The following is a 13,230-nucleotide window of genomic DNA, read 5'->3' as shown; positions in this document are numbered from 1 at the left end:
AATGATACTCCCATACAGTCAATAGTCCGAGCGTGATAAAACCGTCGCAGGCAATGAGTATGGCTACATGAGAACCATGCAGGGGTGGAACTCCCGTGAGCTTTGCTAAAGCTGTTCGATTGCTGGTAAAACAACTTTTATGAAATCCAAATAAGTGATTTGGAAAGGAGGATTTTATGAAGCAGACTGACATTCCTATTTGGGAACGTTATACCCTAACCATTGAAGAAGCGTCAAAATATTTTCGTATTGGCGAAAACAAGCTACGACGCTTGGCAGAGGAAAATAAAAATGCAAATTGGCTGATTATGAATGGCAATCGTATTCAGATTAAACGAAAACAATTTGAAAAAATTATAGATACATTGGACGCAATCTAGCGTCGCCAAAGGGTCTTGTATATGATAAAATAGTATTAAGTCGTATCAAGGCTCTTTCCATAAAGGAAAGGAGCAAATGCCATGTCAGAAAAAAGACGTGACAATAAAGGTCGAATCTTAAAGACTGGAGAGAGCCAACGAAAAGACGGAAGATACTTATACAAATATATAGATTCATTTGGAGAACCGCAATTTGTTTACTCGTGGAAACTTGTGGCTACAGACCGAGTACCAGCAGGAAAGCGTGATTGTATCTCACTTAGAGAGAAAATCGCAGAGTTACAGAAAGACATTCATGATGGTATTGATGTTGTAGGAAAGAAAATGACACTCTGCCAGCTTTACGCAAAACAGAACGCTCAAAGACCAAAGGTTAGAAAAAACACTGAAACTGGACGCAAATATCTTATGGATATTTTGAAGAAAGACAAGTTAGGTGTAAGAAGTATTGACAGTATTAAGCCATCAGACGCTAAAGAATGGGCTATTAGAATGAGTGAAAATGGTTATGCTTATCAAACCATCAATAACTACAAACGTTCTTTAAAGGCTTCATTCTATATTGCTATACAAGATGATTGTGTTCGGAAGAATCCATTTGACTTTCAACTGAAAGCAGTTCTTGATGATGATACTGTCCCTAAGACCGTACTAACAGAAGAACAGGAAGAAAAACTGTTAGCCTTTGCAAAAGCTGATAAAACCTACAGCAAAAATTATGATGAAATTCTGATACTCTTAAAAACAGGTCTTCGTATTTCAGAGTTTGGTGGTTTGACACTTCCAGATTTAGATTTTGAGAATCGTCTTGTCAATATAGACCATCAGCTATTGAGAGATACTGAAATTGGGTACTACATTGAAACACCAAAGACCAAAAGTGGCGAACGTCAAGTTCCTATGGTTGAAGAAGCCTATCAAGCATTTAAGCGAGTGTTAGCGAATCGAAAGAATGATAAGCGTGTTGAGATTGATGGATATAGTGATTTCCTCTTTCTTAATAGAAAGAACTATCCAAAAGTGGCAAGTGATTACAACGGCATGATGAAAGGTCTTGTTAAGAAATACAATAAGTATAACGAGGATAAATTGCCACACATCACTCCACATAGTTTGCGACATACATTCTGTACCAACTATGCAAATGCAGGAATGAATCCAAAGGCATTACAGTACATTATGGGACATGCTAATATAGCCATGACGCTGAACTATTACGCACATGCAACATTCGATTCTGCAATGGCAGAAATGAAACGCTTGAATAAAGAGAAGCAACAGGAGCGTCTTGTTGCTTAGTAGTACAAATGAATTTACTACTTATTTACCACTTCTGACAGCTAAGACATGAGGAAATATGCAAAGAAACGTGAAGTATCTTCCTACAGTAAAAATACTCGAAAGCACATAGAATAAGGCTTTACGAGCATTTAAGAAAATATAAAAAGATAATTAGAAATTTATACTTTGTTTCAAATAAAAAAGATGACTTACTGAACCTGTAAGCCACCTAATCAGTCGGTTTATTCTGGTGTCTGCCACCGCTTGGCCCGTACGTCCAAGATTGCTATCGGATTTTGTTCTGGTGTCCGCCACCGCTTGGCCCTTATGTCCAAGATTACTATCAGATTGACCATGAGCCGACCACTCATTTATAGACATATTGTATCTTTAAATAGCTACAATTTCAAGTGTAAACTCTTCTATTTGGTCGTATAAGCAAAACTGATGGCACTATCTGCTTGAGAGATTTTTCTAAAGGTATAGTTAGGGTTGCCCCCATAGTTGGTTTCAGACACAAGGAAAGAACCATCATCATAGACCTTCTCTACAAAAGCCACATGACCATAGCTGGCTGGTGTACCATGTGTACCTCCTACAAAAGAAACAATAGCACCTGCTCTTGGTGTAGAGCCCGTTTCCCCACCAAGACTTGAAGCTGTCGCAACCCAGTCTTGACCATTTCCCATGGTATTAATGATTGAAATCTTCTCTCCGTTTCTACCTTTTAGCTTTAATCCTAACTGGTTCATACGAGCCGCAACACCCCATGTACATTGTCCATAGGCATAGGCCATACCATCTCCACCACCAGGAACAGAATGATCATACAAGTCCCCACGAACCCCTTCAAGGGATTGCGGGTCACTCTTTGCCTGTCCTCCATTTGTTTGGCTAAAGCCTTTTTCAATTTGGTAATACCATTCCGTTGCTCTGGTTTGTCTTTCTAGTAGTTTGTCACCAGAATTTCCCTCCCAATAGGTAAGGAAGAGTTGGGCCAAATTGGCTGCACTGCCCGTATTTCCAAAGAAATCCTTTAACCAACTTTGATAGTAAGGACTATCCCCATGAAGCATAAAATGAAGTTGGAGGTCTAAATCATACCATTTCTTATTTTGGGTGCGTGCATAATTTAACAAGGCTGTATGACGTGTTGACCCATCTGCGGTATCTGTCCATTGCCCTAAACCTAGACCTCTATGAAGAATATTAGGATAAGCACCACCATAAATGGCTGGCCCTCCTATCGCTAACCAGTTTTCATCATCCCATGAGGAATCGGTAGTGCCAACTGGAGGAGATAAATAATCTCCCTCAGCTCGTTTAGGATTGATAGAAGATTCTACCGACCAATTTCCTAAAATAGCCGCAATAGCTTGGGGACTTGCTCCTTGAGATTTCAAAAACTCATAAATATGTTTTGCTCGTTCAAACTCATCCCCACCAAACTGACCAATGGCAGGTAAGATAGTTGTCTGAAGTTGAATGACTTTGGGAAAATAAAATTGCGGATTGACATACACCAATTTTTCTTTCTTGTTCTTATACTTTTGATAGGAAACTTTCAAACCTGTATCGTCTGATGTTTCACCAATAATATCACCCGTTAGGACTCTTGTACCCTCAATCGCACGGCCATTATGAATAGAATACAAGGTCAATCGACTCTCATTCTCTCCTTTTCCATTAGTGAGAATTATATTGTCACCATCTAGTGATACGATCCCATCCATTGGTGCGACAATCGTTTGGTGAGCCTTCGCTTCTAATAGAATGTACTCCTGAAGAGTAGGTTTTCCGTCTAAATCATAGTATCCATAACGATAAGTCATGGTTAAACTATCTTCGTTGCTTTGTCCCTCAAACGGATTGTCCAATTCCTGCATGGAAGCATAGACACCTTCTTCTTTTAGTTCCTTCATTTCCTCTTGATCGTCTTTCGATAGTTTATACTTAGGAGTTTCATAAAGGTCTTGCATGGATTTCAAATCATCCCCATCGTTTAAATCATGCCACAAAGTAGACAGATAATCCTTGTAAGTTTCGGAACTAAATAAGTGAACTGGTTTGTTTAACTCATAGTCATGGAATTTAAAGTTCATATACCCCATCACATCATCAACTTTTGTGTAATAGGTAATTCCTTTGTCATTTGTACGAGTATGTTCTGCGTCTTCCCAAGTTAGGTGGGTATAAGCTTTTGTTAATTCAAATTCATCTTGTTGAATCAAACTAGCAGATGAAAATCCTAAAAAGAAGCTCATCATAAGTAAAAGAAGAAAGACTATTCCTCCAACTATCCAGGTTACAGGATTTCCAGCCGCAAATGTAAAGAAGGAAAAGGCTGCTTTTAGTTTTTGATAGATATTTCGGACACTTGTAAGACCTTGTTTCTTTAATTTTCGAAACCGATTTTTAAAGGAACTTGGATTATCTTTCGCTAGTTTCCATCCTTTTCCATCCTTAAAATGATGGTATCGCTCTTTTGTGTTGGTCAGTCTTTTCTTGGTAAAACGACCTGTTGCTTGTCCTGGTTTGACACTAGCTTTTCCAAGGTTATAAGAAAGGCGACTGTAACGTTTTCCTTTTCTAATGGTCTCTTGTAGCGTGCGATAGCCTTCTAAATCTTCATTTTCTGAAGCTAACTCTCCACCTTCACGTCCAAGGACATAAAGAAAAGTTTTGGCTTTCCTACTGACTTTTTTGGACTTATAGGCTTGTTTAGTCGATTTTAGATTCTCTTTTGCTGCCTTGACTTCTTTCTTAGCTTTTAATTCTTCTAAACTCTTCCCTTGAAAGAAAAAATTAGATTTTGCTTTCGATTCCTGACCGTAGAGAAATTTTTGATTGGTTTTTCTTTCTTTACGACTCTCTTTTCTTTCTTCTTTTGCTTCTACCTTGGCTTCTCTAAATTGCTTCTTGGCTATTTTCAATCGTTTCCTAGCATGTGGTAATCGTCTGTCTCTTAATTCTTTCCGTTTCAAAAGAGATGGAGGACTATTTTGAAGAATATGATTGTAGTCTTCATTTGCTTGTTTTACTCTAGCCTTTGAAGCTTCTCTCATCTCCTCTAGCTTTTGCTTTATCTCTTTTTTCCATGCTTTTTCATCCAGTACAGCGGAATCTTTTTTCTGTTTCCTCACCTCCTTCTTTCCTTTTTTAAAGAATTTTTTCTCATCTTTTAGGCTTCTTCTAAATGCTTTTCGGGCACGTATGATTTCTCTTTTATCCTTCATTTACCTTCCCCTTAATTAGAAGCCATTTTATCAGGATCCGTACTCATGATATCAAACAATTGAGTACCTTGAGGAATCTTATTTTTAAAAGGTACGACAACTGAACCAGCTTTTATTAGTCCTGCCCCTTTTTCTGGATTGACTAAGTATTTTTCAAGTTCTTTTGACAAACCTAAGAGTTGAACTAGTTCTTCTCGGTCATTTTTTGCTTGCTTGAGGAGAATCATAAATTCACTATTTGCAATAATCCGTCTACCATTTGGATCTAACAATAAGGTTTCGACATTTTGGGTTATCCCAGTCGGACTAGCTCCATATTTTCTGACACGACTCCACAATTTAAAGAAGAAATCACTGGCATATTTATCTAATAAGAGAAGCTGCATTTCATCAAAATAAATCCAGGTCTTCTTCCCTAATTTTTGGTTCCGAACAACACGATTCCATATCTGATCAAACACTACCATAAGAGCGATTTGTTTCAGCTCGTCTCCTAACTTTTTAACATTATAGATTAAGAAATTAGATCCTGTCTGAATATTGGTCTTATGAGAAAAAATATCAAGAGAACCTTCGACATACAGTTCCATATCAAGTGCCAAATTCTGCGCTTCTTCTTCTGGTTGTTGGCTCAAGACAAAGACCCATTCTTCCAAAGAAGGCTCTTTAAATGACTGATAGGTGAGTCTGGTGACTCGGTCGATAATCGATTTTTCTCTTCCATCCATTTTTCTATCCAATAACTTGCCGATAAAGGATAAAAGAAATTCTGATTTTACCTTTACAGGATCTTCATCCATATTTTCTTCAGACAAGTCAAGGACATTGAGATAGGTTTGGGAATCTGGCGCAATATCAATCATTTCTCCACCAAAAGCCCGTCCAATGACACTGTATTCTGCTTCTGGATCCACGATGATAATTTCAGTATTTTCACCAGATTCCTTGATTTTAGTCGTGATAATTTCATGCTTGGTTGCCATCCCTTTCCCAGCTCCTGATGTTCCTAAAATCAGACCAGACGGTGTATTTAATAGGCTGCGATCAATAGTAATAATATTGCTTGAGATTTGATTGATACCATAATATTTCCCACTACGGTCTTGTAAATCTACTGAAGTCCAAGGTGAGTTCACTGCTACATTGGACGTTAATAAACTCCGTGATACTCCCTCTAAAAAATCACAACCAAATGGCAGCAAACTATTAAAGGCTGCTTCTTGCATATATGGAAGTTTATCAATCATTAGGTCATTTGAGCCGGCCACTTGTTGAATCGTGTCTAGAGCTTGTTTAAGTTCTTCTTCATCCTGACCAAAAACACCAATCAAGAAGACTGTTTGAAATAGTTTATCTCCTGTCTCTGTCATGGTTTTTAAGAGTTCCTCAGCTTCATCGATATTGCTTTCTAATACATGACCTACTTTTTCCAAATAGATACCTGTACGAGCAAGTTTTTGTTGTTCCCCAATCTTTTGGGATTCCATCAAGGTCTTCTTTGTTCGTAGTTTCTTCATGGCATCCGCCTTGGTCGAACTTTGAGCATGGAGGCTCACAATCAATTCCAAATCTCCTTGCATGAGGTCTCTGATAAACTGATCTCCTAACTCCATACCGTAGTCTCTGACATAGACAATCTGCAACAAGCGGTCATTGATTTGTAGGTAATTCTTGTTTTTGAAATCTAAGAGATTAGGTGCTATGAAGTGACGAGTTGTCTGACCAGATCTCGTTAAATCACGGTAAGAAAAAGGAAGATGGTGTTCTCCTCTAAGCATATCGGCCAACAAGTTGACACGCTCTTCTCCAGCCAAGGATTCAAATCGTGCATCAATTTCTGAGAAACCACTCTTGAAATATTCTCCTATTTGGGACAAGGAACGATAGGCTTGTTTGGGATTAGAATCCTTTCTACCAAAGCTAATCAGTTTCACAGCTGAAAAATTATTTTCACCACTGTCTAAATTCTGATTCATCATCCGATTCAATTCTTTACGATAGGTATCATATCCATCTTCTTTTTCCTCATACAAAACACTTTGTCTAAACTTTTCTAAATTCAATCTTTTATTAAAGATGGTCAATTGGAAGTTGGTTTGGTCGTCTAAAGAGTTAATCAAATCAGAATACTTCTCAATGATTGCCCCCTTATCTTCCAAACCAACGGTCTGGTAATTGACATCACCAAGTAAATAGCTTTGTGAGAAATAATCTTCTTTCACCTGCATCAGACCATTTTGATACAGGGCTTGATAGGAAAGAGTATTAGCCGTAGATGGTAACACTTCCTCTTTTTTATCTTTAACTTTTTCCTTTTTATTAGTCATTGAAGTTTTTTGTTTCTTTAATGTATTTGATTTTCTTTTCATGTTCAGATCCTTTCTTTCCTGTAATTGTGCGTAGGGGAACCGTTAATTCAAAATGAAGACGGTATTTCAAATAATGTTCAAAATATAAATCATTGGGTTTATAGACTCCAAAAAGCATGAGGGGGATGGTAAAAGCAAACACAAAACCGTAAACAAACCAATCTCCAAATTGCCAGAAAAAGAGATTCAAGCCCAAAACAATAATTGTGACAATAAAGGCTGGTAAAACAAAGATGATTTGTCTTGTGGTGAAACCTAACCAAGCCCTGTGTTGGTATTTTGAGATGTCTTTAAAGACACGTGTATTCATGACTTTCCTTTCTAAAAAGGCTAAGAAGCAATCACTTCCTAGCCTTTATCTAATTACATACCTAAGATTGAGCGAGCCGTACGTTGAGAACCAACGAGGGCAATAATCAGTAAGATAGCTTGTATTAAACTACCAAACATAATCGCAAGAGATTGCAAGACTCCTGCACCATTTGAAACAGCTATTTTCCCAGCAGATTCAAACAAAGGAACAAGAGAAACAATCAGAAAAATAAGAACCCCTTGTACCGCATAGACCATAATATTTTTTAAATAGCCAATACCAATAGACTTCCACTCATCACTTAAAAATGTTGGAATCGTAAGAGGGGCAAATGGAATCATAAGGTAGAGTTGAATAAATCGAATAGATACCAAAAGATTAACCATGGCTGCACTTACTATCCGAACTAGCCAAATGAGGAGGGCGAAAAATCCCACAATCATCCGGCCAATAAATCCTGAACCTTTTAATCCAGAGATTGTATCATACTTTGCCCCACCGTGAGCCACAATCGAGGCCACTTGTTCAATGGCGTGACTCGCAATCCCGATGATGGCTTCTACAATGACGGTAGTGTTGGTAATTACCACTGCGACCATAATATAACTAATCAACATCGGCGCTAATGCTTCAAAGGTCATCGCTCCTCCTGAGTTAGCAATTTTCTTTGCCATCTTCGAAAATTCTAGGATGAGAACAACAGATAAAATCGCAACTCCAAGAGGCTGCATGACACTTTTAGTAATACTAGACATATAAGTCCAAACGGTTGGATTATAGCTAGATAGAGATTTAATCAGATCTACCGTAGATTGTAAATCCACATTAAATCCTTCAAATAAATTTTCAGCTGATATTTTTTCAGATGCAAGGTAAACAAAGGGTGAGACTAAACTAAGATTCATGTCATTGTTTATCCTCCTAAATTGAAATCTGGGTTACAAAGGCTCCAGCAGCCCCGACCATAACACCACCGACAATTTCAAGAATGGCATTCCGAACACCTGGTCCACCATCTTTAATGTTGGTTGCAAGGTTGACAATCCCCACAACAACGAGAAAGGCACCAACCGCAATCAATCCCTTCTGTAACAAAGACATAGCTTGTGCAAACATGGCACTTGCGTCTACTCCATAAACAAAACCTTTAAAATGCGTAATCATCTATTTCCTCTTTTCTATTTTTATTTTAAACTAGATTCAAAAGTTAAATCACGAATTCTAAGGCCTTCAAGATGATTTTCTTGTCTTTGATTCAAAGGATTGATTTGATAGTTCCACCACCGTTCATCGGTTTCTTGATTGGCTAGGTACTTCCAGTTTGGATGCTTAGTGGAATTGTATTTTTTGCTTTTAAAGACAGGCATATTGGCAATTCGAACCAAGCATTCATGCCGTTTCATATTTCCGACTTCATCAGGTGTCATTAAATCACGAGCAATCTTTTGATGAGAAAGGGATCCTGAACCTGTCTGGCCAAAGGAACGACTCGTATTTCGAACATCAATGGTTTGTTTACCGAGTAAGCCACTCATAAATTTAAAGGTATCTTCATCATTCCCACCTAAGTAGACTAAGCTATCACAGTTCCCCAAAATAGTTTTCCAAGCTTCTTTTTCTTTATAGAGCCCTTGAAGTTGGGCAATATTTTGAAGAATGGGAACGAGACTCATATTACGAGAGCGGACTGTTGAGGTTTGTTCAGCAAAATCTGGAATCTCTCCGATATTTGCGAACTCATCTAAGTAAACTCTGACATGAAGAGGCAATTGACCCTTAAAATCAATGTCTGCTTGTCTTGTTAGGGTTTGAAATACCGTTGAAAAAAAGAGAGCTGAAAGAAAGCGAAAGGTACTATCGTTATCTGGGATAACTAAGTAAACCATTGATTTTTCCTTGCCCCATGTCTTCATATCAAGGGTATCTCTTTTGGTCAAATCCATGACACTTTGAATATTGAAGAGGGCAAATTTAGCAGTGGTTACAGCTATAACAGAATCCAGAGTCTTATCTTTATAATTTTGAAAATCTGCCCAATTTCGCATGGTAAAATTGTCAGTCCCATACTTTTTAGCATAATTTTCAAATAGAATTTCTAAGACACTTTTTTCTTGATTCTCACCTTTGGATAAGTGTTTAATGAGTTTTGATATCTCAGCAAAACTTGGATAACGCCCTCGTTTTTTTCGCTCTTCCACTTCTTTTTTTTGACGTTTCAACAAGTTTTGATATTCTGTTTGACTCAAACGACCTTCTTCAATGAGCTGTTCTCTTGTTTTGGGTGGATTATAGAAATCGACCAAGTAAGAGGCTAAAGCTCGTACCAAAGTCATAGAAGCTTCATCCCAAAATGGATCACTACGGGAGCCAGAGCCTTTGGTGTTATTGAAATAAACTGTCAGCATGCGATTCAAATCATTTTCTGTCTCTATATAGCGGAAAGGATTGAAGCCATCTGAGTTCTTCATATTGACTAAATCAAGCACCTTTACTTGGTAGCCATGTTCTAAAAAGAGTTTGCCTGTTTTTTCGGCCAAGTGATCTTTAGGATCCACTACAATATTAGAACTATTCATCTGAATCAGATTGGGTTTCACAAAGCGAAATGTCTTCCCACTTCCTGAACCTCCTATCACTGCAATATTCTTATTTCTATCATATTGAGGTGGTTTTTTATCTAATAATGTCAAACGAACATCTTGTGCTAAGATCGTATCATGAGAAAATTCCTTGCCGTAAAAGAGCTTCTTTTCTTTTAGAGTTCCAAAACGGGCGCTCCCGTATTCTACCCCTTCTCGGTATTGTTTTTTACCAGTCTCTAGATAGAGATAAACCAGCAACATCATCACAAAGCCTAATAGAAAAAAAGCACTTGATTTTCCAGTAAAAGAAACATTCCATGGCGACTGAAGAACTTCATCTTGACCTTCCATTAGAAGATGAGTCCATTTATCTAAGGTATTTCCAGTATAGGAATCATACAAAAGCGTCAAACGATGAAAAAGATAGCCTAGTAAGATACCTAACAGTGAGAATAGTAGGAATTTCTTTCCACTGTACATCATCTCACCATCTCTTTCTGTTTGACGGCTCCTTCTTGTCTAAAGGTAATTTGGGATTTAGCCTCATCAATTGCATCGTCCAATGACTTATCCATGGTAAAATCATCTAATTTCTCCGGATCATTAGCCATTTTTTCTAACAGATGGTCTAAATGATTATCCAGAATCGAACGGTCTTTCGTGTAGAAATGTAGAGAATCCCCTTGCCAAGCGATGGCTAAAGGAATCTCTTCTTTTTCTAAAAAAGCTTTAAATTTCTCTATATCAATTGGTTTGTCTAAAAAATCTTTTTTCAGATTAATCGTATCAATCGCATAGGGAGATTGTAGCAATTCTTCTAATTTCTGCACCCCTATCTTATAGGCAGAGTCTTGTGCTAAAGCCTGACGTCTAGACCATTCTAGAATCTTTAAGAGACTTTTGACAGTAAATAAAAGACTACGCTCAGCATATTGAACTGCCATTCGTTCCTGTTGTTCAGAGGACATCCGAGCCCTCCTTCTTCACAAATAGCAGTTTTCCTTCTTTATAACGATAAGCTATCAATTTCTGACGTTGCTTAATCGACTTGACAACCTGCAGTAAATCTCTCGAATAAGGTTCTCGAAGAGTAACTTCTACTGCTTTCCCATCAATGATACCAACACGTTTAAATTCAATATAGTCTTTTTTGAGATGTCCTAAGCCCATACCAAAAGGAAAGTGATGAATCAATTGGATGGTACAACCACCTTTATTTCCCATTTGTTTCAAATCATACAAGTTTACTACCTTCATGATTAACTCCTTTATCTAGTTTGTCGCATCGTTTAAGTCTGGTAACGATAAACTCCGTGTCTGTTAGAAAATTCTCACACACGTCTTGTGCCAGTTGCCCTTCACAGGGAAATACTCTCAGTCCCTACTTACACAGGCACGCTAATCAAGACGGAGTGGATTCAATTTTCAAAGAACAGGTAGCTTTATTATAGACAAGAGTAGTTGAAATTTTTATCACATTTTTGAGGTTGTTGGAATAAAAAAAGCAACTCACTGCTTTACGAATGAGTTACTTTTGTACTAAAATATTTGTTGCATAATTTCCCTAATAACCTGAACAGAGTTATCAAATGAGACATCTTTAGCATACTTAAATTGGCGTTGATAACGAATCCATAGCTCTTTCTGATAATCAGAAATTTCAATTCCTCTCACTTGTTCTTCCCAATTATAAATAGTTTCTTTACTTTTACGTTTTTCTGCCGTATTCTCAAGTGCATTTTTTAATACTTCTAGATTAATCTCTTCTTTTCTAAGTTTATACAAGGTGAAAAGATCATATCGATCACGTGGGCGTGTCGAAGCTAATCCCCTACTGATGATTGTTTCTAACTTTTCAGCAAGTACAGTCTCTAGATTATATGTCCATATCTTGATGCTTTCATTAGTAAAGATAGAAGTCATTGAATAAGTAATTTCTCTTGGTGTGATCTTATCACCAGTAGTAATATCAATAAAAACAACCTCCTTTAATGTATCAAAAGTTGCATTTAATTTTAATGAAAATCCTCCATATTCATCATCTTGGCGAATAGGTTCTAGCTTATCTACTGAAAATGAAAAACCATCAGTTTTAGAACAAAGAATCTCTTCAAATATATCAATCAAATTTTCTCTGCTCATTTCGGTTCCCTTCAGAGTGACATCTAAATCCATTGTAGTTCGCTTGTCTAGTCCAATCATTTGACCTATTAGATACCCTCCTTTTACAATGAAGGAATCTCTATAAGAACTAGTAGAAATCAGCTTTAACACTTGCTCAATTAAATAATGTTGTTGTACTTGTTGAGCTGGAATTCCCTTATCTTTTGAAATATTTTTGATTTTTGCTTTAAAGCTATTCGCATTTGAAAACATTAAGATAGCACCTCCGTATAAGATTGTAACTTATCAGTTACTTTAAATAGCTGGGCATAATAAAATAATTTGTGTAAATGAATTTGATTCTGTTGAAAATATTTCTTAAATGCTGGTGCAATAATTTGAAGATCCACCTGATGAACTGGTCTTAGACACTCGACCAAAACTCGTTCAACTTCATAAACTTTAATAAATTGACCAGGAAGACGCTCTATTTCAATAATTCCCTCACTATAGTGAGAACGTAAAATAATAGGACATATATCTGCTTCCTTAATGTTTTTGGTATTCGTACCATAAGGAAAACTCATCGTCATGTTAAAAGGGATAGTCAAAGATAAACCATGTAACCAAAGTGCTGTCTCCAAAGAAAAGATTCCCTTTGGAAATCGATACTGAAGGACAAACCACTCATCTAAATAAATATCAGGTAAGCGATATAAGCCTTTTTCTTCAGCATCGATTTTTCCTTCTGTAACCATTTTTAATAAGGTTTTGTAGTGTAAATTTTCATCTATTACTTGTTTAAAAGTTAAAAAACCATACTGATTGAAAGAGTTCATCAGTTTCTCTCTTTTATCAACCATATCATTCTCCTTTCTTAGAAATAAAATGCTAACATCTTCTATATATGTTAGCATTTTATTTCTTTAAAATCAATTTATTTAGTTTTTTATTTCAAACTGAATC

12 protein-coding genes are annotated in these 13,230 nt (G+C 37.0%); 2 read left to right on the top strand and 10 right to left on the bottom strand.

The window, feature by feature from the left end:
* Nucleotides 1–176 precede the first annotated feature (176 nt).
* Nucleotides 177–380 carry an excisionase gene (locus tag OCF96_RS00635; RefSeq protein ID WP_000814511.1) on the top strand — a complete coding sequence of 68 codons (204 nt, stop codon included), beginning with the start codon at nucleotides 177–179 and terminating at the stop codon, nucleotides 378–380.
* Between the two features lie 81 nt (nucleotides 381–461).
* Complete coding sequence (locus OCF96_RS00630) at nucleotides 462–1,679, top strand: tyrosine-type recombinase/integrase (protein ID WP_001291561.1); 1,218 nt, start codon at nucleotides 462–464, stop codon at nucleotides 1,677–1,679.
* 404 nt (nucleotides 1,680–2,083) lie between these two features.
* Here the strand turns inward: OCF96_RS00630 and OCF96_RS00625 are convergent, their stop codons facing one another.
* From OCF96_RS00625 to OCF96_RS00580, 10 genes are all read right to left on the bottom strand, one after another.
* Nucleotides 2,084–4,897, bottom strand: a complete 2,814-nt coding sequence (locus OCF96_RS00625; protein WP_261444654.1) for a phage tail tip lysozyme — start codon at nucleotides 4,895–4,897, stop codon at nucleotides 2,084–2,086.
* An 11-nt stretch (nucleotides 4,898–4,908) separates the two neighbouring features.
* Nucleotides 4,909–7,266 (bottom strand): VirB4-like conjugal transfer ATPase, CD1110 family, encoded by a 2,358-nt coding sequence (locus OCF96_RS00620; RefSeq protein ID WP_247934187.1) that lies wholly within the window; start codon nucleotides 7,264–7,266, stop codon nucleotides 4,909–4,911.
* Entirely contained in the window at nucleotides 7,217–7,576 is a 360-nt protein-coding gene (locus tag OCF96_RS00615; protein ID WP_001097591.1) for a PrgI family protein, read from the bottom strand. Before OCF96_RS00615 ends, OCF96_RS00620 begins: the two co-directional genes overlap by 50 nt.
* 53 nt (nucleotides 7,577–7,629) lie before the next feature.
* The gene (locus OCF96_RS00610; RefSeq protein WP_001054256.1) at nucleotides 7,630–8,484 is read right to left on the bottom strand and encodes a VirB6/TrbL-like conjugal transfer protein, CD1112 family; all 855 of its coding nucleotides are present in this window, start codon (nucleotides 8,482–8,484) and stop codon (nucleotides 7,630–7,632) included.
* A 16-nt stretch (nucleotides 8,485–8,500) separates the two neighbouring features.
* Nucleotides 8,501–8,743, bottom strand: a complete 243-nt coding sequence (locus tag OCF96_RS00605) for a hypothetical protein (protein ID WP_000627865.1) — start codon at nucleotides 8,741–8,743, stop codon at nucleotides 8,501–8,503.
* 20 nt (nucleotides 8,744–8,763) lie between these two features.
* Complete coding sequence (locus tag OCF96_RS00600; RefSeq protein ID WP_261445188.1) at nucleotides 8,764–10,641, bottom strand: VirD4-like conjugal transfer protein, CD1115 family; 1,878 nt, start codon at nucleotides 10,639–10,641, stop codon at nucleotides 8,764–8,766.
* Nucleotides 10,641–11,129, bottom strand: coding sequence for a hypothetical protein (locus tag OCF96_RS00595; protein ID WP_261444653.1), 489 nt, complete (start codon nucleotides 11,127–11,129; stop codon nucleotides 10,641–10,643). The genes OCF96_RS00600 and OCF96_RS00595 overlap by 1 nt, the downstream gene beginning before the upstream one ends.
* Entirely contained in the window at nucleotides 11,119–11,418 is a 300-nt protein-coding gene (locus OCF96_RS00590; protein ID WP_261444652.1) for a hypothetical protein, read from the bottom strand. The genes OCF96_RS00595 and OCF96_RS00590 overlap by 11 nt, the downstream gene beginning before the upstream one ends.
* Nucleotides 11,419–11,700: 282 nt before the next feature.
* On the bottom strand, nucleotides 11,701–12,537 hold the full coding sequence (locus tag OCF96_RS00585; protein WP_261444651.1) for a nucleotidyl transferase AbiEii/AbiGii toxin family protein: 837 nt from the start codon (nucleotides 12,535–12,537) through the stop codon (nucleotides 11,701–11,703).
* Nucleotides 12,537–13,127 carry a type IV toxin-antitoxin system AbiEi family antitoxin domain-containing protein gene (locus OCF96_RS00580; protein ID WP_000227922.1) on the bottom strand — a complete coding sequence of 197 codons (591 nt, stop codon included), beginning with the start codon at nucleotides 13,125–13,127 and terminating at the stop codon, nucleotides 12,537–12,539. The genes OCF96_RS00585 and OCF96_RS00580 overlap by 1 nt, the downstream gene beginning before the upstream one ends.
* Nucleotides 13,128–13,230 lie beyond the last annotated feature (103 nt).

It is taken from the genome of Streptococcus mitis (genome assembly GCF_946190065.1).
Classification (GTDB): Bacteria; Bacillota; Bacilli; order Lactobacillales; family Streptococcaceae; genus Streptococcus; species Streptococcus mitis_DE.
This window is presented reverse-complemented; position numbering and strand designations above follow the sequence as displayed.

Bases quoted from the DNA above. Each gene is read 5' to 3' on its own strand.
- OCF96_RS00635 (WP_000814511.1), top strand. From the start codon at position 177: ATGAAGCAGACTGACATTCCTATTTGGGAACGTTATACCCTAACCATT.
- OCF96_RS00630 (WP_001291561.1), top strand. From the start codon at position 462: ATGTCAGAAAAAAGACGTGACAATAAAGGTCGAATCTTAAAGACTGGA.
- OCF96_RS00625 (WP_261444654.1), bottom strand. From the start codon at position 4,897: ATGAAGGATAAAAGAGAAATCATACGTGCCCGAAAAGCATTTAGAAGA.
- OCF96_RS00620 (WP_247934187.1), bottom strand. From the start codon at position 7,266: ATGAAAAGAAAATCAAATACATTAAAGAAACAAAAAACTTCAATGACT.
- OCF96_RS00615 (WP_001097591.1), bottom strand. From the start codon at position 7,576: ATGAATACACGTGTCTTTAAAGACATCTCAAAATACCAACACAGGGCT.
- OCF96_RS00610 (WP_001054256.1), bottom strand. From the start codon at position 8,484: ATGAATCTTAGTTTAGTCTCACCCTTTGTTTACCTTGCATCTGAAAAA.
- OCF96_RS00605 (WP_000627865.1), bottom strand. From the start codon at position 8,743: ATGATTACGCATTTTAAAGGTTTTGTTTATGGAGTAGACGCAAGTGCC.
- OCF96_RS00600 (WP_261445188.1), bottom strand. From the start codon at position 10,641: ATGTACAGTGGAAAGAAATTCCTACTATTCTCACTGTTAGGTATCTTA.
- OCF96_RS00595 (WP_261444653.1), bottom strand. From the start codon at position 11,129: ATGTCCTCTGAACAACAGGAACGAATGGCAGTTCAATATGCTGAGCGT.
- OCF96_RS00590 (WP_261444652.1), bottom strand. From the start codon at position 11,418: ATGAAGGTAGTAAACTTGTATGATTTGAAACAAATGGGAAATAAAGGT.
- OCF96_RS00585 (WP_261444651.1), bottom strand. From the start codon at position 12,537: ATGTTTTCAAATGCGAATAGCTTTAAAGCAAAAATCAAAAATATTTCA.
- OCF96_RS00580 (WP_000227922.1), bottom strand. From the start codon at position 13,127: ATGGTTGATAAAAGAGAGAAACTGATGAACTCTTTCAATCAGTATGGT.